The organism is Streptomyces albidochromogenes (genome assembly GCF_005981925.1).
Classification (GTDB): Bacteria; Actinomycetota; Actinomycetes; order Streptomycetales; family Streptomycetaceae; genus Streptomyces; species Streptomyces albidochromogenes.
On the sequence record NZ_VBVX01000046.1, the window covers coordinates 1 to 23,717 of the forward strand.

General features: G+C 72.5%; 24 protein-coding genes and 1 pseudogene. 14 read left to right on the top strand and 11 right to left on the bottom strand.

The genetic code is table 11. The features are described 5' to 3' along the window. Together E2E34_RS09130 and E2E34_RS09135 are read left to right on the top strand one after the other, a co-directional pair. Nucleotides 1-1,375 (top strand): amino acid permease (locus tag E2E34_RS09130; RefSeq protein WP_439333674.1); only part of this gene is annotated, 1,375 nt, incomplete at its 5' end. Then, nucleotides 1,372-1,845, top strand: a complete 474-nt coding sequence (locus E2E34_RS09135) for a nucleotide triphosphate diphosphatase NUDT15 (RefSeq protein ID WP_138901392.1) — start codon at nt 1,372-1,374, stop codon at nt 1,843-1,845. The genes E2E34_RS09130 and E2E34_RS09135, both read left to right, overlap by 4 nt. Before the next feature lie 23 nt (nt 1,846-1,868). Here E2E34_RS09135 and E2E34_RS09140 read toward each other — a convergent pair whose 3' ends face one another. The 5 genes from E2E34_RS09140 to E2E34_RS09160 form a co-directional block, all read right to left on the bottom strand. Next, nucleotides 1,869-2,657, bottom strand: coding sequence for an amino acid ABC transporter ATP-binding protein (locus tag E2E34_RS09140; protein WP_138901393.1), 789 nt, complete (start codon nt 2,655-2,657; stop codon nt 1,869-1,871). A gap of 10 nt (nt 2,658-2,667) precedes the next feature. After that, nucleotides 2,668-3,498, bottom strand: a complete 831-nt coding sequence (locus E2E34_RS09145; protein ID WP_208765185.1) for an amino acid ABC transporter permease — start codon at nt 3,496-3,498, stop codon at nt 2,668-2,670. Then, a complete protein-coding gene (locus tag E2E34_RS09150) occupies nt 3,465-4,307 on the bottom strand; it encodes an ABC transporter substrate-binding protein (RefSeq protein WP_167518253.1) in 843 nt (280 codons plus the stop codon). The genes E2E34_RS09145 and E2E34_RS09150 overlap by 34 nt, the downstream gene beginning before the upstream one ends. 230 nt (nt 4,308-4,537) lie before the next feature. Continuing rightward, nucleotides 4,538-4,831, bottom strand: coding sequence for a hypothetical protein (locus E2E34_RS09155; protein ID WP_138901395.1), 294 nt, complete (start codon nt 4,829-4,831; stop codon nt 4,538-4,540). A 181-nt stretch (nt 4,832-5,012) separates the two neighbouring features. Then, entirely contained in the window at nt 5,013-5,297 is a 285-nt protein-coding gene (locus tag E2E34_RS09160) for a hypothetical protein (protein ID WP_138901396.1), read from the bottom strand. Nucleotides 5,298-5,562: 265 nt separating this feature from the next. Here E2E34_RS09160 and E2E34_RS09165 point away from each other — a divergent pair, with 265 nt between their 5' ends. Then, nucleotides 5,563-5,976 (top strand): hypothetical protein, encoded by a 414-nt coding sequence (locus tag E2E34_RS09165; RefSeq protein ID WP_138901397.1) that lies wholly within the window; start codon nt 5,563-5,565, stop codon nt 5,974-5,976. Nucleotides 5,977-5,989: 13 nt separating this feature from the next. Here the strand turns inward: E2E34_RS09165 and E2E34_RS09170 are convergent, their stop codons facing one another. Next, on the bottom strand, nt 5,990-6,793 hold the full coding sequence (locus tag E2E34_RS09170) for a helix-turn-helix domain-containing protein (protein ID WP_138901398.1): 804 nt from the start codon (nt 6,791-6,793) through the stop codon (nt 5,990-5,992). 204 nt (nt 6,794-6,997) lie between these two features. Between E2E34_RS09170 and E2E34_RS09175 the strand changes: the two genes are divergently transcribed. Continuing rightward, complete coding sequence (locus E2E34_RS09175) at nt 6,998-7,303, top strand: 4a-hydroxytetrahydrobiopterin dehydratase (protein ID WP_138901399.1); 306 nt, start codon at nt 6,998-7,000, stop codon at nt 7,301-7,303. A gap of 164 nt (nt 7,304-7,467) precedes the next feature. On the opposite strand, the gene E2E34_RS09180 is transcribed toward E2E34_RS09175, so the two are convergent. Further along, the gene (locus E2E34_RS09180; RefSeq protein ID WP_138901400.1) at nt 7,468-8,349 is read right to left on the bottom strand and encodes an NmrA family NAD(P)-binding protein; all 882 of its coding nucleotides are present in this window, start codon (nt 8,347-8,349) and stop codon (nt 7,468-7,470) included. 101 nt (nt 8,350-8,450) lie between these two features. Between E2E34_RS09180 and E2E34_RS09185 the strand changes: the two genes are divergently transcribed. Together E2E34_RS09185 and E2E34_RS09190 are read left to right on the top strand one after the other, a co-directional pair. Continuing rightward, nucleotides 8,451-9,446, top strand: a complete 996-nt coding sequence (locus tag E2E34_RS09185) for an AraC family transcriptional regulator (protein WP_138901401.1) — start codon at nt 8,451-8,453, stop codon at nt 9,444-9,446. Next, nucleotides 9,443-10,369, top strand: coding sequence for a class I SAM-dependent methyltransferase (locus E2E34_RS09190; RefSeq protein WP_138901402.1), 927 nt, complete (start codon nt 9,443-9,445; stop codon nt 10,367-10,369). The genes E2E34_RS09185 and E2E34_RS09190 overlap by 4 nt, the downstream gene beginning before the upstream one ends. Nucleotides 10,370-10,462: 93 nt before the next feature. Here E2E34_RS09190 and E2E34_RS09195 read toward each other — a convergent pair whose 3' ends face one another. Next, nucleotides 10,463-11,299, bottom strand: a complete 837-nt coding sequence (locus tag E2E34_RS09195) for an aldo/keto reductase (protein ID WP_138901403.1) — start codon at nt 11,297-11,299, stop codon at nt 10,463-10,465. Between the two features lie 225 nt (nt 11,300-11,524). After that, nucleotides 11,525-13,324, bottom strand: a complete 1,800-nt coding sequence (locus E2E34_RS09200) for an AMP-dependent synthetase/ligase (RefSeq protein WP_138901404.1) — start codon at nt 13,322-13,324, stop codon at nt 11,525-11,527. Nucleotides 13,325-13,697: 373 nt separating this feature from the next. On the opposite strand from E2E34_RS09200, the gene E2E34_RS09205 reads away from it, so the two are divergent. After that, nucleotides 13,698-14,759 carry a bile acid:sodium symporter family protein gene (locus E2E34_RS09205; RefSeq protein WP_138901405.1) on the top strand — a complete coding sequence of 354 codons (1,062 nt, stop codon included), beginning with the start codon at nt 13,698-13,700 and terminating at the stop codon, nt 14,757-14,759. 97 nt (nt 14,760-14,856) lie between these two features. Then, entirely contained in the window at nt 14,857-15,270 is a 414-nt protein-coding gene (locus E2E34_RS09210; RefSeq protein WP_138894221.1) for a (2Fe-2S) ferredoxin domain-containing protein, read from the top strand. Nucleotides 15,271-15,354: 84 nt separating this feature from the next. Here E2E34_RS09210 and fdhD read toward each other — a convergent pair whose 3' ends face one another. Both fdhD and E2E34_RS09220 read right to left on the bottom strand, forming a co-directional pair. Further along, nucleotides 15,355-16,194, bottom strand: a complete 840-nt coding sequence (gene fdhD / locus E2E34_RS09215; RefSeq protein ID WP_138901406.1) for a formate dehydrogenase accessory sulfurtransferase FdhD — start codon at nt 16,192-16,194, stop codon at nt 15,355-15,357. A 42-nt stretch (nt 16,195-16,236) separates the two neighbouring features. Next, nucleotides 16,237-16,353: pseudogene (locus tag E2E34_RS09220) on the bottom strand (2Fe-2S iron-sulfur cluster-binding protein); the annotation flags it as partial. A gap of 232 nt (nt 16,354-16,585) precedes the next feature. On the opposite strand from E2E34_RS09220, the gene E2E34_RS09225 reads away from it, so the two are divergent. The 6 genes from E2E34_RS09225 (at nt 16,586) to E2E34_RS09250 (ending at nt 23,702) form a co-directional block, all read left to right on the top strand. Beyond that, on the top strand, nt 16,586-17,533 hold the full coding sequence (locus E2E34_RS09225) for a beta-ketoacyl-ACP synthase III (RefSeq protein WP_138901407.1): 948 nt from the start codon (nt 16,586-16,588) through the stop codon (nt 17,531-17,533). A gap of 121 nt (nt 17,534-17,654) precedes the next feature. Further along, nucleotides 17,655-18,329, top strand: a complete 675-nt coding sequence (locus E2E34_RS09230) for a GntR family transcriptional regulator (RefSeq protein ID WP_138901408.1) — start codon at nt 17,655-17,657, stop codon at nt 18,327-18,329. 270 nt (nt 18,330-18,599) lie between these two features. After that, nucleotides 18,600-19,781 carry an ROK family transcriptional regulator gene (locus E2E34_RS09235; RefSeq protein WP_138901409.1) on the top strand — a complete coding sequence of 394 codons (1,182 nt, stop codon included), beginning with the start codon at nt 18,600-18,602 and terminating at the stop codon, nt 19,779-19,781. A gap of 210 nt (nt 19,782-19,991) precedes the next feature. Next, nucleotides 19,992-21,539 (top strand): sugar ABC transporter ATP-binding protein, encoded by a 1,548-nt coding sequence (locus tag E2E34_RS09240; RefSeq protein ID WP_138901410.1) that lies wholly within the window; start codon nt 19,992-19,994, stop codon nt 21,537-21,539. Continuing rightward, the gene (locus E2E34_RS09245; protein ID WP_138901411.1) at nt 21,536-22,573 is read left to right on the top strand and encodes an ABC transporter permease; all 1,038 of its coding nucleotides are present in this window, start codon (nt 21,536-21,538) and stop codon (nt 22,571-22,573) included. The genes E2E34_RS09240 and E2E34_RS09245 overlap by 4 nt, the downstream gene beginning before the upstream one ends. 88 nt (nt 22,574-22,661) lie before the next feature. Continuing rightward, nucleotides 22,662-23,702 (top strand): substrate-binding domain-containing protein, encoded by a 1,041-nt coding sequence (locus E2E34_RS09250; protein ID WP_138901412.1) that lies wholly within the window; start codon nt 22,662-22,664, stop codon nt 23,700-23,702. Nucleotides 23,703-23,717 lie beyond the last annotated feature (15 nt).

The window sequence follows — 23,717 nt, forward strand, 5'->3', positions numbered from 1 at the left end:
CCCACGCCCCGAGCCCGCCCCCGGGGCGGACGAAGCGCACAGCGACGCCGGCACGCCGAGCAAGCACGCCCGGCGCTTCGGCCTGCCCGTCGCGACCGCCCTGGTCATGGGCAACATCATCGGCGGCGGGATCTTCCTGCTCCCCGCCTCCGTCGCCCCCTTCGGCACCATCAGCCTCGTCGCCTTCGGCGTCCTGACCCTCGGCGCCATATCGCTCGCGCTCGTCTTCGGCCGCCTCGCCGAGCGGCTCCCTAGGACCGGCGGCCCGTACGTCTACGCCCGCGAGGCGTTCGGCGACTTCGCCGGCTTCCTCGCCGCCTGGAGCTACTGGATCACCGCCTGGGTCTCCAACGCGGCGCTCGCCGTGGCCGCGGTCGGCTACCTCGACGTCCTCGTGCCCGTGCACGGATCGCTCGCCGCCACGCTGACGGCCGCGCTGGTCATCCAGTGGCTGCCCGCCGTCGCCAATCTGGCCGGCACCCGGTACGTGGGCGCCGTCCAGCTCGTCGCGACGGTGCTGAAGTTCGCGCCGCTGCTGCTGGTCGCCGTCGGCGGGCTCTTCTTCTTCGACGCGTCCAACCTCGGCCCGTTCCGGGCGGACGGCCAGGGCGCGCTCGGCGCGCTCTCCGCCTCCGCCGCCATCCTCCTCTTCAGCTACCTGGGCGTGGAGTCCGCCGCCGTCAGCGCCGGAGAGGTCCGCGACCCACGGCGCAACGTCGGCCGCGCCACGATCCTCGGCACGCTCGGCGCCGCCTTCGTCTACCTGCTGGGCACCCTCGCCGTCTTCGGCACCGTCGCCCACGACGACCTGGTCGGCTCCACCGCGCCCTTCTCCGACGCCGTGAACGCGATGTTCGGCGGCTCGTGGGGCGGCGCCGCCGTCGCCTGCGCCGCCCTGGTCTCCATGACCGGCGCGCTGAACGGCTGGACGCTGCTGAGCGCGCAGACGCCGTACGCGGCCGCCAAGGACGGCCTGTTCCCCGCCGTCTTCGCCACCAGGCGGCGCGGCGTTCCGACCGTGGGCGTCCTGGTCACCGTGGTGCTCGCCTCGCTCCTGACGGTCTACAACTACACGGCGGGCTCCGAGGGCGTCTTCGAGACCCTGGTCCTGATCACGACGTTCACGGCGACCGTCCCCTACCTGCTGGCGACCGCCGCCCAGATCTACTTCCTCGCGTCGGGCCGGTCCGACCGCGTCGACCGCCCCCGCCTGATCCGCGACGCGGTCCTCGCCGCGCTGGCCTGCGGCTTCTCGATGTGGCTGGTGGCGGGCTCGGGCTACGCGGCGGTGTACCAGGGCGTGCTGTTCCTGTTCGCCGGCGTGATCGTGTACGCCTGGATCGCGGCCCGCGGGGCCCGGGCCGGGTCCGCGTGACCGCCGCCGGCGAGCGCCCCGAACGCGCCTTTCCCGTACCGAACAGCCTGACCGGGGTGGGCGTGGTCGTCCTCGGCCCCGGCGGCCGCGTCCTGCTCGGACTCGGCCACGACGGCCGCTGGGAGCTGCCCGGCGGCAAGGTCGACGCGGGCGAGAGCTTCGAGGAGGCCGCGGTGCGCGAGCTGGCGGAGGAGACGTCCCTGCGCGCCGGCGCCACCGGGGTCCGGATCGTCGCCGTACTGGTGGACGGGGCGCGCGGCCTCACCCGCGTCACCGCCGCGGCGGTGCTGGACGACGCCGCGGGCACGCCGCACGTCACCGAGCCGGACAAGATCGTCCGGTGGGAGTGGTTCGGTCCGCACGACGTACCGAAGCAGCTCTTCGTGCCGTCCGCGGCCGTACTGCGCGCCTGGCGCCCGGACCTGGACCTCCCGGACGCCCCCGCGCACCGCTATCCGACCACCCGCTGAGCGGCCGGGCCCTTCCCGCCCGCTCAGCCCGCAGCGGGGCCGCCCGCCTCCGGGCCCGGCGCCTCGGCGGCGGACGGGTCCAGGATGCGGTCCAGGAAGTGCCGGGTCCGGGGGTGCCGGGGATCGCCCACGACCTGCGCCGCCGGGCCCTCCTCCACGATCACGCCGCCGTCCATGAACACGACGCGGTCGGCGACCTCCCGGGCGAAGCTCATCTCGTGAGTGACGACCATCATCGTCATGCCCTCCGAGGCGAGCACCCGCATGACCGCGAGCACGTCACCCACCAGCTCCGGGTCCAGCGCGGATGTCGGCTCGTCGAAGAGCATCACCTCGGGCCCCATGGACAGCGCCCGCGCGATGGCCACCCGCTGCTGCTGCCCGCCGGACAGCTGCGCCGGGTAGGCGTCGGCCTTGTCGGCCAGCCCGACGCGCTCCAGGTTCTCCCGGGCCACCTTGGCGGCCTCGCTCTTGCCCCGGCCCAGGACCCGCCGCTGCGGCAGGGTCAGGTTCTCGGTCACGGTGACGTGCGGGAAGAGGTTGAACTGCTGGAAGACCATGCCGATGCGGCGGCGCACCGCGTCGATGTCGACCTCGATGTCGGTGACTTCCGTACCGCCGACGAAGACCTGGCCCTCACTGGGCTCCTCCAGCAGGTTCACGCAGCGCAGCAGCGTCGACTTGCCGGACCCCGAGGGCCCGATGACGCACACGACGTCGCCCCGGGCGACCTCCAGGTCGATGCCGCGCAGGACGTGGTTGTCCCCGAACGACTTGTGCAGGCCGCGGATCTCGATCTCGGGCTGTGGCATCTGCTCGTCCTCACTTGGCCTTGTCGGCACGGGCCTCGAGGCGGCGCACCACGAAGCTCAGCGGCACCGTCACGATCAGGTAGCAGAGCCCCGCGACCAGGATCGGGGTGGAGTTGGCGGTCTGGCTCGCCAGGTCCCTGCCGAACTTGGTCAGCTCCCGTTCCTCCAGGGTGACGCCGAGGAACAGCACCAGCGAGGAGTCCTTGAACAGCAGCACGAGCTCGTTCGTCAGCGGCGGGATGACGATCCGGAACGCCTGTGGAATGATCACCGACACCATCGCGCGGGCGTGCGAGAAGCCCAGCGAACGCGCGGCCTCCATCTGCCCCTTGGGCACGGCCTGGATGCCGGCCCTGATCGTCTCGGCCATGTAGGCGGCGGCGACCAGCCCCAGACCCAGGGCGACCTTCCCGTACGTACCGCCGGGAATCTCCGTCCCCGGGAACGCCAGCGGCACCGCCACACCCACGAAGATGAAGATCAGCAGCGCCGGCAGACCGCGGAAGAACTCGATGTAGACGCTCGCGACCCACCGGTACGGCGCCACCGACGACAGCCGCATGAGCGCGATCAGCAGCCCGAGGACGAGCCCGAACACGAAACCGGAGAGCGTGTAGACCACCGTGTTGCGCAGCGCGGTGGTGATGATGTCCGGGAACAGCTCCGCCGCGAGGTCCTTCTGCGCGAACTGGTTCTGCAGCCGGTCCCAGTCGGCCAGCACGCCGACCAGGACCAGCGCGGCCACGAAGAGGGCGTACTGGATGCCCTGGGAGATCCGGCGCCGCTGCCGCCTGGAGAGGCGAGAGGTCACGACTGCGCCTTGGGCATCGGGCCGATCCACTCCTCGTAGATCTTCTTGTACGTGCCGTCGGCCTTGGCGTCGGTGATGGCCTTGTCGATGGCGGCCTTCAGCTTGGTGTTGCCCTTCTTCACCGAGAACCCGTACTCCTCACCGGTCTCGATGTTCTCGCCGAGCACGAACTCGTCGGCGTTCGCCTTGTCCTTCAGCCAGCCCTGCACGACGGGGTAGTCGATGACCACGGCGTCGACCTGCCCGGTGCGCAGCCCGTTCAGCACGGCGTCGGAGCTCTCGAACGCCACCGGGTCGAAGCCCTTGCTCGTGGCGTAGCTCTCGCCGGTCGTCTCCGCCTGCGCGCCGAGCTTCTTCTTCTGCGACTTCACCTCGTCGAGCGTCGTCACGCCGCTCTTCTTCGTCGCGAGCAGCGCCTGGGTGGCGTCGAAGTACGGGACGGAGAAGTCGACGTTCTTCTTGCGCTCGTCGGTGATGGTCATGCCGGCGGCGGCGAGGTCGCACTCGCCGGAGTTCAGGAACGCGCCGGTCTTGAAGTTCTCGAACGGCGTGTCGAGGATCTTCTGCTCGACCTTCAGGTTCTCGGCCACGAGGTCGATGAGCGCCACGTCGAACCCGACGACCTTGCCGCCCTGCTCCGACTGGAACGGCGGGTAGGGCAGGTGCGTGCAGGTGGTGAGCTTGCCCTTCTCGACCACGGGTACGCCGCCGGCCGCCTCGGAGGGCCCGTCGTCACCGGAGGAACATCCGACGGCGAGGAACAGTCCGGCCGCGGTGGCGCCGGCGGTGGCGAGCGTACGGATGCGGCGGGCGCGGTGGCCCTTGGCCGTCCTGGACACGGTTGACCTCCATGGGGCGGGGGTGACGGCGGCGGGGGTGAGCGCACCGTCAGCGGTGATCGTAAGCCAGTCGCCCGCCGTTCGTGGAACTCTTCTCGACGGCTGGACCACCCGTCGTCCCCGCGGCCGTCCCGTCCCCGCCGAAGGCGAAGGTGCGAACGCGCCACGACGCGACGCCCGCCCCGGCGGGTCGGGCCGGGGCGGGCGTCGGTGTGTGCGGTGGTGCGGTGCTACACGTTGTTCTCGGCGTCGATGAGCTGCTGGATACGCCGGTCGATCGCCGCGGCCTGGGCGCGGGCCCGCTGCGCCGCCTGACGCTCGCCCAGGTGGTCGAGCTGCGCCGCCCTGGACTTCAGTTCCGCGGACTGCCGGCGCAGTTCCTCGATGTTGACGGTGATGCCGCCACCGCGAGCGGACATCGTCTGCTGGCCGGCGGCCGGAGCGGCGTGCGCCGGCAGCGCCGCGAAGAGAGCGCCACCGGTGATCGCGGCGGTCACGGCGATGGTGGAAATGCGTCGAAGCATGAGAGCTTCCCCCTGGTAGGTCGGTCATTACCTGCCGGTAACCCTATACGAATGATCTTGAGTCCGGGCCTCGCTCACCGCGCGCCGGCCGCCGCCGCTCTCCCCGGCATGATGACTCCTCGGTGCGGGCGGGTTTCCCGGAGGACTTCTCCGCCGCGCCCGCCCGCGCCCCGCGCCCGCCCTATGCCCCCGGCACCCAGTAGTTGTGCACCTGCGAGGTCGTCGGCTCGCCGCCCTGCGGCATGCCGACCTCCGACGCGACCGGCATCACGACGTCGTTGAACCGCCGCAAAGCCTCCTCCGACTCCCACAGGTCGAAGACCTGGAGGCCGGACCCCGTGGCGACGGCGACGTGCGCCAGGCACCCCTCGAAGGGGTTGCCGGGCAGCGACTGCAGCTTGGCGTTCAGCTCGTCGTACTGCTCACTCGTCACGCCCGCCAGCTCCACCTGCATGAAAATCGCCATCGAGGTCTCCTCCGTGTGAACGGGTCCGTGTCCTCCCCGCCGCCGCACCGGCGGCCCGTGCCAGGAACAGAACACCACGCCCGCCCCGCGGCGGCATTCCGCCCGGTGCCATACGAGGGGCCGCCCGGCCGCGCATGACGCCGGAGGTAATCGACGCCCTCCCGCCGGCGCGGCATTGTTGCGGTCACCGGAGGCCGGGCGGCGCACTCCGTCCGGGCTCCGGGCCCCTTCCAGTCCGCACGACCTCGACGGAGGCTGATCCGCCATGTCCGCACCCCTGCTCGCCAACCTCTCCAGGACCACCGACCCGCAGACGACGCTGCGCCGCTTCCTCGCCCTCGACGCCGTCGTCACCACCGGCAACGGGCTGGTGTACGTCGTTGCCTCCGGCCCGGTCGGACGGCTGCTCGGCGTCGGGTCCGGGCTGCTGCTCGGACTCGGCGTGCTGCTGGTGGTGTTCGGAGCCGGTGTCGGCTTTCTGGCCTCCCGGCCGGAGCCCTCCGCGCTTGCCGTCAGGGCCGTCGTCGAGGTGAACCTGGCGTGGGCCGTGGCCAGTGTCGCCGCGCTCCTGCTCTGGTTCTCGCCGACGACGGCCGGGGCGTTCTGGATTCCCCTGCAGGCCGCGACCGTCGCCGGCTTCGCCGGATTCCAGTACCTCGCGTCGCGCGCCCGGGGCTGAACACCCGTCCCGCTCAGGGGGTCAGCGACCGGAGGTACTTGACCGTCGCCGGGTCGGCCGGGAGGAACGTCTCGATGGCCAGCTCGGCGACCGTCACGTCCATCGGCGTGTTGAACGTCGAGATCGACGACACGAACGACAGGATCTGCCCGGCGTGCTCGATCCGCAGCGGCAGGGCGAAGTAGGGGTACGGCGGGTCCTCCGGGCGCGGCGCCTCTCCCGGCTCCGGGACCGGATAGGCCGACACCTCGTCGTACACCGCGCGCAGGGCCGGCGAGCGGTCCAGCGCGATCTGGCGCTCCATCTGCGCCCGCAGGTGACCGCGCCACTCCCCGAGGTTGCGGATCCGCGGCGCGAGTCCCTCCGGGTGGAGGGTGAGGCGCATCGCGTTCAGCGGAGGCCGCAGGAGATGCTCGGGCACGCCGTCGAGCAGCATCATGATCCCGCGGTTCGCGGCGACCACGGTGTACGAACCGTCGACGACGAGAGCGGGGTACGGCTCGTATCCCGTCAGCAGCCGTTCGATGCCCTCGCGCAGGGCGCCGAGCGCCGGATCGTCGAGCGGGGTCTCGGCGTACTGGGGGGCGTACCCCGCCGCGAGCAGCAGGGCGTTGCGCTCCCGCACCGGCACGTCGAGGTGCTCGGCCAGCCGCAGCACCATCTCCTCGCTCGGACGCGACCTGCCGGTCTCGACGAAGCTGATGTGCCGGGCGGACGATCCGGCGCGCAGCGCCAGCTCCAGCTGGCTCAGCCGTCGCTGCTCCCGCCAGCCCCGCAGCAGCGTGCCCACACCCTTGTCGACCGCGACAGTTGTCATGGGACAAGACGGTAACCGACCCGCCCGCGGACCGAGTTGGCCGTCCACGGGCCCGGTGCGGCGGGCGGATCCGGGCCCCGCGCGGGGAGCGCGCCCGCGCGTCCCGCGCCGCCGGGACGAATCACGGCGGCGTCGAGCGCCGGATCCGGCCGGAAGGTGGGAGGCTGATCGGTGACGAGACCGCATTCCGGAGGGAGCTTCGCCATGGCCACCGAGCCGCTGTCGCAGAAGGAGATCGAGGACCGTCTGCGGGAACTCCCCGGCTGGTCGCTGGACGGCAACCGGATCGCCCGTACGTACCGGCTCGGCACGCACTTCGCGGCCGCCGCGCTGGTCGTCCACGTCGCCGGCATCCAGGACGAGCTGGACCACCACTCCGACCTGACGCTCGGGTACAACACCGTGGCCCTGACCGTGAACACGCACAGCGCGGGCGGAGCCGTCACCGACCTCGACTTCGAGCTCGCACGCCGCGTGGAGGACGTCGCGCCGGGCCACGGCGCGAGCTGAGCCGCAGGTGCACCCGCCCGCCCGCGACACATTCGCGCGCGGGCCACGGCGCGAGCTGAGCCGCACGTCCACCGGCCCGCCCGCGACACATTCGCGCCCGCGACGCGCCGGCGACCGCGACACGCTCGCGACCGGCCGCGCGTGGCGGGGCCGGTCCGCGGCCCCTACGCCCGCGCGCCCTCACCGGTCGGGGCGTCCTGGCCGGCCGTCCGGCCGTCCCACGCCCCTGACGCCGCCGTCTCCCGCGCGAAGTCGGTGAAGTCCTTCGCCTCGCGGCCCAGGACGCGCCGCACCCCGTCCGTCACCGACGCGTTGTGGCCGTCCAGCAGCGAGGTGAACAGGCCGGAGATCCACCGCGCCTCCGGCGCGGGCACGCCGTACTCCTCCAGGAGCGCGGCGTACTGCGGACCGGACAGCGGGACGTACCGCACCTCGTGGCCCGTCGCCTTCGAGATCTCGGTCGCCACCTCGTCGAAGGTCAGCAGCCGGGGACCCGTCAGCTCGTACACCAGCCCCGCGTGCTCCTCCCGCGTCAGCGCCGCGACGACGACGTCGGCCAGGTCATCGGCGTGCACCCACGGCTCCGCCGTCCCGCCCGCCGGGAAGGCCACTTCACCGGCGACGACGCCTTCGGCCAGGACGCCCTCGCTGAAGTTCTGCGCGAAGAAGGCGGCCCGTACGACGGTGAGCGCGACGCCCGACTCGCGCAACGCCTCCTCCGCGACCACCGCCTCCGGCTCGCCGCGCCCCGACAGCAGCACCAGCCGCCGCACCCCGCTCTCCCGCGCGATCCGCCCGAACGTCCGCACCGCCTCGGCCGCCCCCGGAGCGGCCAGGTCCGGGTAGTACGCCACATACGCGGCGTCCGCGCCGCGCAGGGCCGGACCCCACGTCGACGCGTCCTCCCAGTCGAACCGCACCGCCCCCGTACGCGATCCGGACCTCACCGTCACACCGAGGGCCGCGAGCCGCTCGACGACCCGGCGGCCGGTCTTGCCCGTGCCGCTCGTCACCAACACCGTTTCCCGCTGCGTGTTCTCTGTCATGTCTCAAGGTTCGCGGCCCACGGCTGGACGAGCCATGCTCCAGAGGCTCAACTCCATACGTCTGCGTCCACGGTGGGCCGATGCCGCCTTACGCTGGCCCCATGGACGTACTCGCGGGTCTGCTCGACGGGCCGCGCGCCCGGGGCGCCTTCCTCCTCCGGGCCGTGCTGAACCCGCCCTGGGCCGTGCGGATCGAGGACCGGGCCCCCCTCTCACTGATGTGCGTGACCCGTGGCCACGCCTGGGTGATGCCTGACGGCGGCGACCCCGTGCTGCTGCGCCCCGGCGACGTGGCCGTCGCGCGCGGGCCCGGGCCGTACACGTGCGCCGACGACCCCGCGAGCCCGCCGCGCGCCCTGATCGGGCCCGGCGGCGAGTGCCGCACGCTCCAGGGGGAGCCGTTGGCCGAGACGATGCATCTCGGAGTACGGACGTGGGGCGACAGCCCGGACGGCGAGTCGGCGATGCTCATCGGCACGTACCAGATGGCGGGGGAGGTCAGCGGCCGCCTCCTCGACGCGCTGCCGCCGCTCCTGCACCTGCCCGCCGAGCTGTGGGACTGCCCGCTCATGCCGGCCCTGGAGGACGAGATCAGCCGGGACGAACCCGGCCAGAGCGTGATGCTCGACCGGCTGCTCGACCTGCTGCTGATCGCGACCCTGCGGTCCTGGTTCTCGCGCCCGGAGGCGGCTGCCCCCGCCTGGTACCGGGCGATGGGCGACCCGGTGGTCGGCCGGGCGCTGCGGCTGATGCAGAACGACCCCGCCCACCCCTGGACGGTCGCCGGGCTCGCCGCGAAGGCCGGGGTGTCACGCGCGGGGCTCGCCCGGCGCTTCACCGAGCTGGTCGGTGAGCCGCCCATGGCGTACCTCACCGCGTGGCGGCTCGCGCTCGCGGCGGACCTGCTGAGGGAGACGGAGGCGACGGTGGGGGCGGTGGCACGCCAGGTGGGCTACAGCGGTTCCTTCGCGCTGAGCGCGGCGTTCAAGCGGGTGCGCGGGGTGAGCCCACAGCAGTACCGCAAGGGCGGCAGCGGTTTGCCGGACCGGCAAGAAGGTTCGCCGAAAGAGCGGTCCGGCGAGACAGTGGGCGCATGACGAACAGCGACAGCCACCCCCACGGCGACACCCCCCGTCAGGGCCACCACCACGGCCACGACCACACCCACGGCACCACCGCCTTCGACTGGGACGCGCTCGCCGTGCACCTGGAGCACGAGGCCGAGGTGAACCGCCCCGTGTACGAGCAGGCCGCCGCCTGGATCGCGGAGCGCTTCCGCGGCGCGCGGGGCGTACGCCGCGTCCTGGACATCGGCAGCGGCCCCGGAGTGATCACCTGCATGCTCGCCGCGGCCTTCCCGGAGGCGGAGATCGTGGCCGTCGACGGTACGCCGGCGCTGCTGGAGCGCGCCCGGGCGCGGGCGGAACGAGCCGGCGCGGGGGAGCGGGTACGTACCGTCGCAGCCGAAGTCCCGGACGACATCGGGTCGTTGGGCGAGGCCGACGTGGTCTGGGCCGCCAACTCCCTGCACCACGTCGGCGACCAGCGCGCCGCCCTCACCGGCCTCGCCGGTCTGCTGCGCCCGGGCGGCGCCCTGGCCCTCTTCGAGGGCGGCCTGCCGCAGCGTCACCTGCCCCGTGACCTCGGGTTCGGCAGCCCGGGTCTGGAGGCGCGGCTGGAGGTCGTGGCGAGCGAGTGGTTCGCGCGGATGCGCGCCGAACTGCCCGGCGCGAAGGCCGAGGTGGAGGACTGGCCGGCCCTGCTGACCGCCGCCGGACTGACCCCGGACACCGGCCGCTCCTTCCTGCTCGACCTGCCCGCGCCGTTGGCGCCTCTCGCCCGCGAGATGGTCCTGGAGGTCTTCACCCGCCACCGGAGCGTGTACGCCGACCGGCTGACGGCCGAGGACGTCGCGATGCTGGACCGGCTGCTGGACGCGCGGGACCCGGCCGGACTCGCGCGGCGCCCCGACGTCTTCCTGCTGCGGGCGCGCACCCTGCACCTCGCGCACCGCGCCTGACGGCCCGCCTGCGGTCCGGCCCGGCGCCGCCCGCACACGGCGGACGGCGCCGTCCGGACCGAACCGGCCGACGCCGCCGCGCCGTTGTGCGGGTCAGGCGCCCGCGTCGAACGTCGCCGGGTCGGGCCCGAGGCGCTTGCCCTCGTCCAGCGCGGCGAACGCGGCCAGGTCGTCGGCGTCCAGCTCGAAGTCGAACACGTCGATGTTCTCCTCGATCCGCGACGGGGTCACGGACTTGGGGATCACCACGTTGCCGGTCTGCAGGTGCCAGCGCAGCACCGCCTGGGCCGGGGTCTTGCCGTGCTTGCGCGCGACGGCGACGACCGTCGGCACGTCGAGCAGGCCCTTGCCCTGCCCCAGTGGCGACCATGCCTCGGTCGCGATGCCGTGCTGGGCGTGGAAGGCGCGGGAGGCCGCCTGCTGGAGCTGCGGGTGGAGCTCGATCTGGTTGACCGCCGGGACCACCGAGGTCTCGCCGATCAGACGCTCCAGGTGCTCGGGAAGGAAGTTGGAGACACCGATCGCCTTGGCGCGGCCGTCCGCGTAGATCTTCTCGAACGCCCTGTACGTGTCCAGGTACGTGTCCTTGGACGGCATCGGCCAGTGGATCAGGTACAGGTCGACGTAGTCGAGGCCGAGCTTCGCCAGCGACGCGTCGAAGGCGCGCAGCGTGGAGTCGAACCCCTGCTCGGAGTTCCAGAGCTTCGTCGTGACGAACAGCTCTTCGCGGGCCACACCGGAGGCGGCGATGGCCTTGCCCGTGCCGGTCTCGTTCTCGTAGATCGCGGCGGTGTCGATGGATCGGTAACCGGCCTGGATGGCGGTGTCGACGGCCTTCTCGGCCTCGTCGTCAGGCACCTGCCAAACGCCGAACCCCAGCTGGGGCATCTCGACGCCGTTGTTCAGGGTGAGGGAAGGGGCCTTGCTCACGAGCGATCGATCCTTACGTCGTCGGTTGGTACTCCCAGGGTCAACGATCACGGTGCCCCGCGCATTCCCGCGATCCGGCCGGGATGTGCCCGCCTTGGCCGCCGGGCCCCGGTGCCCCGAGGCGACGCCGTGCGCGACGGGCGGTGCGCGGCGCGGTGCTCCTCGGCGGCCAAGTGGCGCGCGCGGAGGGCCGGTTGCCCGTCGATCTCGCCGGCCCCGTGCGCATCACCGGTACAGCGCGTCGACCTCCGCCCGGTACGCCGTCTCGATCGCCTTGCGCTTCAGCTTGAGCGAGGGCGTGAGCAGCCCGTGCTCCTCGCTGAACTGGTGGGCCAGTATCCGGAAGGTACGGATCGACTCCGCCTGCGAGACCAGCGTGTTCGCCGCCACCACCGCACGCCGTACCTCCGTCTCCAGATCGGGGTCGCGCACCAGGTCGGCCGAGCTCAGCGGCGGCTTGTCGCGCATCTGGAGCCAGTGGTCAACGGCCTCCTGGTCGAGCGTGACGAGCGCGGCGATGTACGGCCTGTCGTTGCCGACGACGATGCACTGGGCCACCAGCGGATGCGCCCGCACCCGTTCCTCCAGCGCCGCCGGCGACACGCTCTTGCCGCCCGACGTCACCAGGATCTCCTTCTTCCGCCCGGTGATCGTCAGATAGCCGTCCTCGTCCAGCGCGCCGATGTCCCCGGTGGCCAGCCAGCCGTCCCGCAGTACGGCGTCGGTGGACCTGGGGTCGTTCAAGTACCCGGAGAAGACCTGGCCGCCGCGCAGCAGGATCTCGCCGTCCTCGGCGATGCGCACGGTGGTGCCCGGCAGCGGCTGCCCCACCGTGCCGTAACGGGTGCGCTCGGGCGGGTTGGCGGTCGCGGCCGCCGTCGTCTCGGTCAGCCCGTACCCCTCGAAGACCGTCACACCGGCGCCGGCGAAGAACAGGCCGAGCCGCCGCGCCATCCCCGAACCGCCGGACATCGCGTGCCGCACGCGGCCGCCCATGGCCTCGCGCACCTTCGCGTACACGGCCTTCTCGAAGAACTGGTGCTGGAGCCGCAGCGCGGCCGAAGGCCCGGGGCCGGTGCCGAACGCGCGGTGCTCCTGCGCCTCGGCGTACCGCACCGCCACCTCGACGGCCTTGTCGAAGGGCCCGGCCTTCCCGTCCGCCTCGGCCTTGCGCCGGGCGCCGTGGAAGACCTTCTCGAAGATGTACGGCACGGCCAGGATGAAGGTCGGCCGAAAGCTCACCAGGTCGGGCATCAGGGCGTGCGCCGCGAGCACCGGCTGGTGCCCCAGCTTGACCCGCCCCCGGATCGCCGCGACCTCGACCATGCGCCCGAAGACGTGGGCGAGCGGCAGGAAGAGCAGCGTCGCGGGCTCGTCGCCCGGCTTGGAACGGAACAGCGACTCCCAGCGGGCCAGCACGGTGTCGGTCTCGTACATGAAGTTCGCGTGCGTCAGCACACAGCCCTTGGGCCGCCCCGTGGTCCCCGACGTGTAGATCACGGTCGCCACGGAATCGGGCGTCACCGCCCGCCGGTGGCGGTGCACCACGTCCTCGTCGAGGTGCGCGCCCGCCCGGACCAGCTCCGCCTCCGCGCCCGCGTCGAGCTGCCACAGGCGCCCCAGCATCGGCAGTCGGTCGATCACCAAGCCGATGGTCATCGCGTGGTCCTCGTGCTCGACCACGCAGGCCGTGACGCCGGCGTCGTGCAGGGTCCAGAAGACCTGGTCGGCGGAGGCGGTGGGATAGATCGGGACCGGCTGGGCCCCGACCGTCCACAGGGCGAAGTCGAAGAGCGTCCACTCGTACCGGGTGCGGGACATGATCGCGACCCGGTCGCCGAACCGGACGCCGTGCGCCAGCAGCCCCTTCGCGACGGCGAGCACCTGGTCGCGGAAGCGGACGGCCGACACGTCGTGCCACCCCCCGTCCTCGCCCTTGCGGGCGAGCACGACGCGGTGCGGGTCCCGCTCCGCGTGGTCGAAGACGACGTCCGCCAGCCCGCCGACCTGAGGCGCCGTCGCCATGGGTGGGACAGTGAACTCGCGCAATGACCTGCTCCTTGTGACGCTCCGCACAGCGCCGTGACGCTACCCCAACGCTTCCGCGCGCGGCAGGGGGTCACGGAATCCGAACTCTTGTACATATGCACAGCTCAACCGGCGATATGCGGTCACATGGGGAAGCCGCGGGCGGTCTCCTGACCACGGAGTAAGTACGGTGCGCGCAAATCTCCACGGAATCTGTACGCGCGCTGCCCATTTCCGCGCGCCTGCGGGCGTTCCGGCGCCCGCGCACGGAATGCGGAATGCGCTGTGCCGCGGTTCCCGTGGACCATGGGAGGGGCCCGCAGGCCGCACGCACGTACCGACCGAGAGCAAAGTGGAGCACCAGGACAGCATGAGCCGCCGCCCGCCGCAGTTCCGGATGCCGTCCTGGCTGCCCCTCGACCCGTACATCCTGCTGCTGATCGGCACGGTCGTCCTCGCCTCGCTGCTGCCGGCGTCCGGCCGGGCCGCCCAGGCCGTCGGCGGGGCCTCGACCGGGGCCGTCGCGCTGCTGTTCTTCCTGTACGGCGCCCGGCTCTCCACCCGCGAGGCGCTCGACGGACTGCGCCACTGGCGGCTGCACCTGACGGTCCTCGTGTGCACGTTCGCGCTCTTCCCGCTGCTCGGACTCGCGGCGCGGGGCCTGGTGCCGTACGCCCTGACCCCAGAGCTGTACGGCGGCCTCCTCTTCCTCTGCCTCGTCCCCTCCACCGTCCAGTCCTCGATCGCCTTCACCTCGATCGCGCGCGGGAACGTTCCGGCGGCGATCTGCGCGGGCTCCTTCTCCAGCCTCGTCGGGATCGTCGCCACCCCGCTGCTCGCGGCCCTGCTGATCGGCGGCGCGGCGGGCGGCTTCTCGGCGGACTCGGTGCTGAAGATCGTTTTGCAGCTCCTGGTGCCGTTCGTCGCGGGGCAGCTGCTGCGCCGGTGGGTCGGCGGCTTTCTGCGGCGGCACAGGAAGGCGCTGGGGTATGTGGACCGGGGATCGATCCTGCTCGTCGTCTACACCGCGTTCAGCCACGGGGTCACCGAAGGCATCTGGCAGCGGGTGAGCCCCGGCCGGCTCGGGGCGCTGCTCGGGGTGGAGGCGGTGCTGCTCGCCACGATGCTGGCGGTGAGCTGGTACGGGGCACGGCGGCTCGGCTTCGACCGCGCCGACCGCGTCGCGATCCAGTTCGCCGGATCGAAGAAGTCGCTGGCGGCCGGGCTGCCGATGGCGAGCGTGCTGTTCGGCGCGGAGGCGGGCCTGGCCGTACTGCCGCTGATGCTGTTCCATCAGATGCAGCTGATGGTGTGCGCGGTACTCGCGAAGCGGCGCTCGCGCGACGACGACCGGCGGACCTCGGAACCGGGGCGCCGCTCGGCGTCCGGCGCCGGCGCCGCGTCGAGGAGATCGAGCCCGACCGGCGTGTGAAGCCGGGGGAGAGCCGCGAAGGGGCCGGCCGCAAACGTGACCAACCCCTCCCGTCCCGCGCCGACGCCCCGCGGCGCCCGCCTGGCAAGATCGTCAAGTGACCTCCGCGATACGTCCCTTCGGACCCCGCCCCTGCGCCCTCACCGTGTGCCGGGGCTGCTGCTGCGGCGACGCCCGGAAGAACCCGGGCACGGACCACGAGGGCCAGCTGCGCCGCCTGCGCGACGCGGCCGCCGCGTCCGGCGGGCGGCTGCTCGTACGGACCAGCGACTGCCTCGGCCCGTGCGGCCAGGCCAACGTCGTGGTCGTCCAGCCCTCCACGGAGGGCCGCCGCAGAGGCGGCCGCGCCGCCTGGGTCGGCTGGGCGCTGGACGACGACTGCACGGACGACATCCTGGCCTGGGTCGCGGCCGGCGGGCCCGGCGTCGCGAAACCCCCCGCCACCCTCGCGCTCCAGTTCATCCCGCCGCCTGCCGAGGCCAGGCAGCGCGCCCGGCGCGGGAAGCGCTAGAGGTCCGCTCCCCGGCGGCCAGGCCCGGCCGGCGCAGGGGGCGCTCCCCGCCGGCCGGGCCCGCACCCCGTGTCGCGGGGCGCGTCAGACCCCGGAGGGCAGGACGATGCGCTCTTCGCCCGCGTACACGTTCATGTGGGGACCGCGCAGGAAACCGACCAGCGTCAGGCCCGTCTCGGCCGCCAGGTCCACGGCCAGCGAGGAAGGCGCCGAGACCGCCGCCAGCACCGGGATCCCGGCCATGACCGCCTTCTGCGCCAGCTCGAACGAGGCCCGCCCGGAGACCAGCAGCACCGCGCGCGACAGCGGCAGGCGCCCGTCGGTGAGCGCCCGGCCCACGAGCTTGTCGACCGCGTTGTGCCGCCCCACGTCCTCCCGCACGTCGAGCAGTTCGCCCTCCTCCGAGAAGAGCGCCGCAGCGTGCAGGCCCCCGGTCCGGTCGAACACCTGCTGCGCCGCGCGGAGCCGGTCGGGGAGGCCGGCGAGCAGCCCGGGCGTCAGACGGACGGGGGGAGTGTCGGCGATCGGGAAGCGGGCCGTGGTGCGGACCGCGTCCAGACTGGCCTTGCCGCACAGGCCGCACGACGACGTCGTGTAGACGTTGCGCTCCAGGGTGATGTCGGGGACCGGGACGCCGGGCGCGAGCTGCACGTCCACCACGTTGTACGTGTTCACACCGTCCGCCGTCGCCCCCGCGCAGTACACGATCGACCGCACCTCCTCGGCGGCGCCCAGCACCCCCTCGCTCACCAGAAACCCGGCCGCCAGCGCGAAGTCGTCGCCGGGCGTGCGCATCGTGATCGCGAGCGGCTTCCCGCCCAGACGGATCTCCAGCGGCTCCTCGGCGACCAGGGTGTCCGGCCGGCTGCTCACCACCCCGTCCCTGACGCGGATGACGCGGCGGCGCTCGGTGACCCGTCCCATGGTGATCAGTCCGTTTCCTCGGGTTCTTCGTGATCCGCGCGCTCAGCGCTGCTGTACGTGCTGGTAGCCGAACCGGCCCCTGATGCACAGGTTGCCGTGGGTCACCGGGTTGTCGTGCGGCGAGGTGACCTTGACGATCTCATTGTCCTGCACGTGCACATCTGGCTCCGGCGTCGGCAACCGCGACTTTCACGGGGCTCTCCGATCGGGGTGAACTGGAAGGGTCGACAGAATTGTCTACAGTATGCCGTCAGGCGGACCAAAGGTCGCCGTCAGCAGGAAGCTCCAAAGAGTCGGGAGCGAATCCTGTCGGTTCACCTGCCCTCGTACCGGTGAGTCACAAAGAAGACTGGACCGTTCCTACTGTCCGCAAAGAGGGGTGGAACCGCCAATGACCGGCTCACGAGTCGTCGCGCTCGGGCACTATCAGCCTGCCAAGGTGCTCACGAACGACGATCTGGCGGCCATGGTCGACACCAGCGACGAGTGGATCACCAGCCGGGTGGGCATCAGGACCCGCCACGTCGCGGGCCCCGACGAGCCCGTCGACGAGCTGGCCGCGCACGCCGGGGCCAAGGCCCTGGCCGCCGCCGGGCTCACCCCGGCCGACGTGGACCTGGTCCTGGTCGCCACCTCCACCGCGATCAACCGCTCGCCCAACATGGCGGCCCGGGTGGCGGCCCGCCTCGGGATGAAGTCGCCCGCGGTCATGGACCTCAACGTCGTCTGCTCGGGCTTCACGCACGCCCTCGCCACCGCCGACCACGCCGTACGGGCCGGATCCGCGACCCGCGCCCTGGTCATCGGCGCCGACAAGATGGCCGAGATCGCCGACTGGGCCGACCGCACCACCTGCGTGCTCGTCGGTGACGGCGCGGGCGCCGCGGTCGTCGAGGCGTGCGCCGACGCCGAGGAGCCGGGCATCGGCCCGGTGCTCTGGGGTTCGGTGCCGGAGATGGGCCACGCCGTACGGATCGAGGGCACGCCCCCGCGCTTCGCCCAGGAGGGGCAGTCCGTATACCGCTGGGCCACCACCCAGCTGCCGCCCATCGCGCGCCAGGTGTGCGAGCGGGCCGGTGTGACGCCGGAGGAGCTCGCGGCGGTCGTGCTGCACCAGGCGAACCTGCGGATCATCGAGCCGGTCGCGCAGAAGATCGGCGCCGTGAACGCGGTGATCGCCCGCGACGTGGTCGACTCCGGCAACACCTCGGCGGCCAGCATCCCGATGGCCCTGTCCAAGCTGATCGAGCGCGGCGAGATCGAGTCCGGCGCGCCGGTCCTGCTCTTCGGCTTCGGCGGCAACCTCTCGTACGCCGGCCAGGTCATCCGCTGCCCCTGACGCGCCGGACGGCGCCCGGCGCGACGCGGCTCTCGGCATGGCGAAAGCCGACGATCGGTAGACTGTAGACGATAGCCATTCGTCTGCGCTCGCCGATGCCGGCCCGAAGGGGGACGCCGCGATGTCGTCCGCAGGACTGCCGCACGGGACCGTACCCAAGCTGGAGAGGCCGGGACCGCTCCGCGAGCGCGTGTACGAGACGCTGCTCGAACTCATCACGACCCGGGCCCTGCGGCCGGGTCAGCACCTGATCGAGTCCGAGCTCGCCGGGCACCTCGGGGTGTCCAGGCAGCCCGTCCGTGAGGCGTTGCAGCGGCTCAACACCGAGGGGTGGGTCGATCTGCGGCCCGCGCAGGGGGCGTTCGTCCGCGAGCCCACCGAGGAGGAGGCGGACCAGCTCCTGTCCGTCCGCACGCTGCTGGAGGCGGAGGCCGCCAGGCTCGCCACCGCCAACGCCGGGCCGGCCGGGATCGCCGCGCTCGAAGAGGTGTGCGCGCGGGGCGAGCGGGCGGTCGCGGACGGCGACGTGGACCTCGCCGTGTCGCTCGACGCCCAGTTCCACGCCAAGGTCATGGAACTCGCGGGCAACGTCGTGCTCACCGATCTGGCGGCGCAGGTCGGCCGGCGCGTCCGCTGGTACTGCACGCCCGTCGCCCGGCAGCGCGGAAAGCAGTCCTGGATCGAGCACCGTGAGCTGATCGCCGCCATCGCGGACCGCGACGAGCGGCGCGCCACCGAGATCATGCGCGCCCACACGGAGCGCACCCGCACGACGCACCACGAGCGCGAGGCCTGAGCGCTCCCCCTGCGCACGGGCGGCCGGGTGCGGGCGGCCTGTACGCGGGCGGCCCGGCCGGGCTCCGTCGGTGCGCGCCACGCGCTCAGGCGCGTCAACCAACCGCACAGCGGGTCCCGTTGCCGCGAGGAACCTCCTTTGTCCTCGGTGTGGAGAAAGTTGAGCTGGATTCCTGCGCAACTTCTTCCCACTCCCGGCAGCCGCTGCTACGTTCCCCTCCAAAGCCCGGCGGTGAAGGGCCGATGAGGCAGGGAGGGGAACGTGAGACGGATGACGGCTCGACCGGCGAACGCGCATCAGGCGCGGCTGCTCCGTCTGCTGCGTGACGGCGGACCCAACTCCCGCGCCCAGCTGGGCGATCAGATCGACCTGTCCCGCTCCAAACTCGCCGTCGAGGTCGACCGGCTCCTCGACACCGGCCTGGTCGTCGCCGACGGCCTCGCCGCCTCCCGGGGCGGCCGCCGCTCGCACAACATCCGGCTCGCGCCCGCCCTGCGCTTCCTCGGCATCGACATCGGCGCCACCTCGATCGACGTGGCCGTCACCAACGCCGAGCTGGAGGTGCTCGGTCACCTCAACCACCCCATGGACGTACGCGAGGGCCCGGTCGCCGTCTTCGAGCAGGCCCTCGCCCTGGCGGCCAAGCTCAAGGCGTCCGGCCTCGCCGAGGGCTTCGACGGCGCGGGCATCGGCGTGCCGGGCCCCGTCCGCTTCCCGGAGGGCGTGCCGGTCGCGCCGCCGATCATGCCCGGCTGGGACGGCTTTCCCGTACGCGAGGCACTCAGCCAGGAGCTGGGCTGCCCCGTCATGGTCGACAACGACGTGAACCTGATGGCGATGGGGGAGCAGCACGCGGGCGTCGCACGCTCGGTGGGCGACTTCCTCTGCGTCAAGATCGGCACCGGCATCGGCTGCGGCATCGTCGTCGGCGGCGAGGTCTACCGGGGCACGACCGGCAGCGCCGGCGACATCGGCCACATCCAGGTCGAACCGGAGGGCCGCGCCTGTGCCTGCGGCAACAAGGGATGCCTGGAGGCCCACTTCAGCGGCGCCGCGCTCGCCCGCGACGCCGAGGACGCGGCCCGCTCCGGCCGCTCGCCCGAACTGGCGGCCCGCCTCGAAGCGGCCGGCCGGCTCACGGCCGCCGACGTGGCCGCCGCCGCGGCCGCCGGCGACGCCACCTCGCTCGATCTCATCCGCGAGGGCGGCAACCGCGTCGGCCAGGTCATCGCCGGACTCGTCAGCTTCTTCAACCCCGGGCTCGTCGTGATCGGCGGCGGGGTGACCGGCCTCGGCCACACCCTGCTCGCCAGCGTCCGCACCCAGGTCTACCGCCAGTCGCTGCCGCTGGCGACCGGCAACCTGCCCATCGTCCTGGGCGAGCTGGGGCCCGCCGCCGGCGTGATCGGCGCGGCCAGGCTCATCAGCGACCACCTGTTCTCGCCGGCCTGACCCGGCGCCCGCACGACCCGTACGACCCCCGCGCGACACGCAACGCCAACGGCACCACCGCCCAGGGCCGGCTCCGCCGTGCCCAGCTCCGTCCTGCCCGCCTGCCCGCTTCTCCCGTTCCGCTCGCCCCAGCCCGTACCACCCGTACTACCCCTGCTCCGTCCTGCCCTGCTCGCTCACCGGCCGCCGCACCAGCCGAGGGGAACCGTCATGGCACCACCGCAAGCAGCCCCAGCAGCCCCGCCCCTTCTTCTCACCATGTCCGGCATCACCAAGTCCTTCCCCGGCGTCCGCGCCCTCGACGGCGTCGACCTGGAGGTCCAGGCCGGCGAGGTCCACTGCCTGCTCGGCCAGAACGGGGCCGGCAAATCCACCCTCATCAAGATCCTCGCCGGCGTGCACCAGCCCGACGGCGGCGAGATCTCCTGGCAGGGGGCCGCCGTCACGCTCAGGTCGCCCATCGCCGCCATGCGCCTGGGCATCGCCACCATCTACCAGGAACTCGACCTGGTGGAGGGCCTGTCGGTCGCCGAGAACATCTTCCTCGGCCACGAGCCGACCACCGCCGGCTTCGTCGTACGCGGCAGACAGGCCCGCGCCTCGGCCACCGCCCTCCTCGCACGCCTCGGCCACGCCGAGATCGACGCCGGCGGCCTCGTCGGCTCGCTCTCCGCCGCCCAGCAGCAGATCGTGTCGATGGCGCGGGCGCTCTCCCACGACGTACGTCTCATCGTGATGGACGAGCCCTCCGCCGCCCTCGACCCCGACGAGGTCGACAACCTCTTCCGTATCGTCGCCGGACTCACGGCGGACGGCGTCGCGGTCGTCTACATCTCCCACCGGCTGGAGGAGATCCGGCGCATCGGCGACCGCGTGACCGTACTCAAGGACGGCCGCGCGGTCGCGGTCGGCCTGCCCGCCAAGAGCACCCCGACCCGTGACGTCGTCGCGCTGATGACCGGCCGCGACGTCGAGTACGTCTTCCCCCCGCGGCCCGGCGACGCTGCCCGGGCCGCCGGAGCGGAACCGGTTCTGCGCGTCGAAGGGCTCTCCAGGGACGGGGAGTTCGCGGCGCTCGACCTCGACGTCCGCCCCGGCGAGATCGTCGGTCTCGCCGGGCTCGTCGGCTCCGGGCGCTCCGAGGTCCTGGAGACGGTCTACGGCGCGCGCACACCCAGCACCGGCCGCGTGCTCGTCGACGGCCGGCCCCTGCGCCCCGGCAGCGTCCGCGCCGCCGTCCGCGCCGGCATCGGGCTGGCCCCCGAGGAGCGCAAGGCGCAGGGCCTGCTGATGCTCGAATCCGTCACCCGCAACGTGTCCGTGTCGACCCTGTCCCGCTTCTCGCGCGGCGGCTGGCTCGACCGCCGGGCCGAACGCGAGGCCGCCCGGACCGCCACCCGCGAACTGTCCCTGCGGCCGGACAACCCCGACGCCCCCGTCCGCACCCTGTCCGGCGGCAACCAGCAGAAGGCCGTCCTCGCCCGCTGGCTGCTGCGCGGCTGCCGCGTCCTGCTCCTCGACGAGCCGACGCGCGGCGTGGACGTCGGCGCGCGGGCCGAGCTGTACGCCGTGATCCGCCGACTGGCCGACGAAGGGCTCGCCGTACTTCTCGTATCCAGCGAGGTCCCCGAAGTCCTGGGCCTCGCCGACCGGGTGCTGGTGCTCAGGGAGGGGCGCGTCGTCCACACCGCGCCCGCCCGGGAGCTCGACGAGCACCGCGTACTCGACCTCGTGATGGAAGGGAGCCCCACGCCATGACGCAGCCAGTCTCACCGGCGCAGCGGCACCAGCAGGACACACCGGCCGCCACCCCCGCCAAGACGCCCGCGCGGCAGCCGGCCCGGCTCGGGCTGCGCCCGGACGTACGCAACCTGTCGCTGCTCGGCGTCCTCGCGGTCCTGGTCGCGGTCGGCGGCTTCACCAGACCCGATCAGTTCCTCGACAGCGGCAACCTCCAGCTCGTCCTCACCCAGGCGTCCGTCATCGGCGTCGTCACCGTCGGCATGACCTTCGTCATCACCAGCGGCGGCATCGACCTGTCGGTCGGCGCCATCGTCGCCCTGGCCTCGGTGTGGGCGACGACGCTCGCGACCCAGGAGTACGGCTTCGCGGGCATCCTCTTCACGGCGGTGGTGGTCGGTCTCGCCTGCGGACTCGTCAACGGGCTGCTCATCGCGTACGGCGGGATGGTGCCGTTCATCGCGACGCTCGCCATGCTGGCGTCGGCGCGCGGCCTCGCCCTGCAGATCACCGACGGCAAGACGCAGATCGTCACCGTCGAGTCCGTGCTCGACCTCGGCATCCCCGACGCGTACGTCCTCGGCATACCGCCCCTCGTGCTGGTCTTCGCCGTCGTCACCGTCGTCGGCTGGCTGCTGCTCAACCGCACCACCTTCGGGCGGCGCACCGTCGCGGTCGGCGGCAACGCGGAAGCGGCCAGGCTCGCCGGGATCGACGTACGCCGCCAGCGCCTCTACCTCTACCTGCTGTCCGGACTGTGCTGCGGAATCGCCGCCTTCCTCCTGGTCGTCCTGTCCGGCTCCGGCCAGAACACCAACGGGAACCTGTACGAACTCGACGCCATCGCGGCGGCCATCATCGGCGGGACGCTGCTCAGCGGCGGCCGGGGCACCATCGTCGGCTCCGTGCTCGGCGTCCTGGTCTTCACCACGATCACCAACATCTTCGCCCTCAACAACCTCCAGAGCGACGTCCAGCAGATCGCCAAGGGCGCCATCATCGTCGCCGCCGTCCTGGTCCAGCGCCGCACCGCGCGCGACGGAGCGACCTGACCCGCGCCCCGCCCGGCCCGCTCCCTCTCTCCTTCTCCCGCTTCCCCGCCCCGTCCCGTACGCCCTGACCTGAAGGGTTGGAACCGCCATGCCAGAAACCAGTCGCAGAGGACTGCTGTTCGGCACCGCCGCCGTGTCCGCCGGCGCCCTGCTCACCGCCTGCACCAGCAACGAGCCGAAGACCAAGGAACCGGCCGCGAACAACGAGCCGGCCGCCCCTGACGACAAGCCCGGCAAGAAGGTCACCATCGGTTTCGCTGGCCCGCAGGCCGACCACGGCTGGCTCAACGCCATCAACGAGAACGCGAAATCACGCGCCGGGAAGTACTCCGAGGTGACCCTGGAGATCACCGAGGGGTCGAACGACACGGCCGCGCAGATCGGCCAGGTCCAGACGCTGATCAACAAGAAGGTCGACGTACTGGTGATCCTGCCTGCCGACGGCAAGGCCCTCACCCAGGTCGGCCTCCAGGCGATGAAGGCGGGCATCCCCGTCATCAACCTGGACCGCGTCTTCGCCTCGCCGCAGGCCTACCGCTGCTGGATCGGCGGCGACAACTACGGCATGGGCCTCAACGCGGGCAACTTCATCGGCGAGCGGCTCAAGGACAAGAAGAACGCCAAGGTGGTGGAGCTCGCGGGGCTCGACAACCTGGAGCTGACCAAGCAGCGCAGCCAGGGCTTCGCGGACGCCCTCAAGAACTACCCCAACATCAAGCGCGTGGCCCGCCAGGCGGCCGACTTCACCGTCGAGTCCGGGCAGGCCAAGATGGCCCAGCTGCTCCAGGCGCAGAAGCAGTTCGACGCGCTGTGGAACCACGACGACGACCAGGGCGTGGGCGCCCTGCGCGCCATCCAGCAGGCCGGGCGCGACGACTTCCTGATGGTCGGCGGGGCCGGGGCCAAGGCCGCGATGGACGCCATCAAGGCCGACAACAGCGTGCTGAAGGCCACCGTCCTCTACCCGCCGACCATGGCCGCCTCCGCCATCGACCTGGCCCGCGCGCTGGGCCAGGGCAAGGGCGTCGGCGGTATGTCGGAACTGGAGATCCCGGCCTCGATCACCCTCTACTCGGCCGTCGTCACCAAGGACAACGTCGACGAGTACCTGCCGACGGGTTTCAGCTGACCGGGCCGCGGCGCC

Excerpts from the sequence above, each read along its gene's own strand:
- E2E34_RS09140 (WP_138901393.1), bottom strand. The coding sequence starts at position 2,657 with ATGCCACAGCCCGAGATCGAGATCCGCGGCCTGCACAAGTCGTTCGGG.
- E2E34_RS09155 (WP_138901395.1), bottom strand. The coding sequence starts at position 4,831 with ATGCTTCGACGCATTTCCACCATCGCCGTGACCGCCGCGATCACCGGT.
- E2E34_RS09160 (WP_138901396.1), bottom strand. The coding sequence starts at position 5,297 with ATGGCGATTTTCATGCAGGTGGAGCTGGCGGGCGTGACGAGTGAGCAG.
- E2E34_RS09165 (WP_138901397.1), top strand. The coding sequence starts at position 5,563 with ATGTCCGCACCCCTGCTCGCCAACCTCTCCAGGACCACCGACCCGCAG.
- E2E34_RS09170 (WP_138901398.1), bottom strand. The coding sequence starts at position 6,793 with ATGACAACTGTCGCGGTCGACAAGGGTGTGGGCACGCTGCTGCGGGGC.
- E2E34_RS09175 (WP_138901399.1), top strand. The coding sequence starts at position 6,998 with ATGGCCACCGAGCCGCTGTCGCAGAAGGAGATCGAGGACCGTCTGCGG.
- E2E34_RS09180 (WP_138901400.1), bottom strand. The coding sequence starts at position 8,349 with ATGACAGAGAACACGCAGCGGGAAACGGTGTTGGTGACGAGCGGCACG.
- E2E34_RS09185 (WP_138901401.1), top strand. The coding sequence starts at position 8,451 with ATGGACGTACTCGCGGGTCTGCTCGACGGGCCGCGCGCCCGGGGCGCC.
- E2E34_RS09190 (WP_138901402.1), top strand. The coding sequence starts at position 9,443 with ATGACGAACAGCGACAGCCACCCCCACGGCGACACCCCCCGTCAGGGC.
- E2E34_RS09200 (WP_138901404.1), bottom strand. The coding sequence starts at position 13,324 with ATGGCGACGGCGCCTCAGGTCGGCGGGCTGGCGGACGTCGTCTTCGAC.
- E2E34_RS09205 (WP_138901405.1), top strand. The coding sequence starts at position 13,698 with ATGAGCCGCCGCCCGCCGCAGTTCCGGATGCCGTCCTGGCTGCCCCTC.
- fdhD (WP_138901406.1), bottom strand. The coding sequence starts at position 16,194 with ATGGGACGGGTCACCGAGCGCCGCCGCGTCATCCGCGTCAGGGACGGG.
- E2E34_RS09225 (WP_138901407.1), top strand. The coding sequence starts at position 16,586 with ATGACCGGCTCACGAGTCGTCGCGCTCGGGCACTATCAGCCTGCCAAG.
- E2E34_RS09230 (WP_138901408.1), top strand. The coding sequence starts at position 17,655 with ATGTCGTCCGCAGGACTGCCGCACGGGACCGTACCCAAGCTGGAGAGG.
- E2E34_RS09235 (WP_138901409.1), top strand. The coding sequence starts at position 18,600 with ATGACGGCTCGACCGGCGAACGCGCATCAGGCGCGGCTGCTCCGTCTG.
- E2E34_RS09240 (WP_138901410.1), top strand. The coding sequence starts at position 19,992 with ATGGCACCACCGCAAGCAGCCCCAGCAGCCCCGCCCCTTCTTCTCACC.
- E2E34_RS09245 (WP_138901411.1), top strand. The coding sequence starts at position 21,536 with ATGACGCAGCCAGTCTCACCGGCGCAGCGGCACCAGCAGGACACACCG.
- E2E34_RS09250 (WP_138901412.1), top strand. The coding sequence starts at position 22,662 with ATGCCAGAAACCAGTCGCAGAGGACTGCTGTTCGGCACCGCCGCCGTG.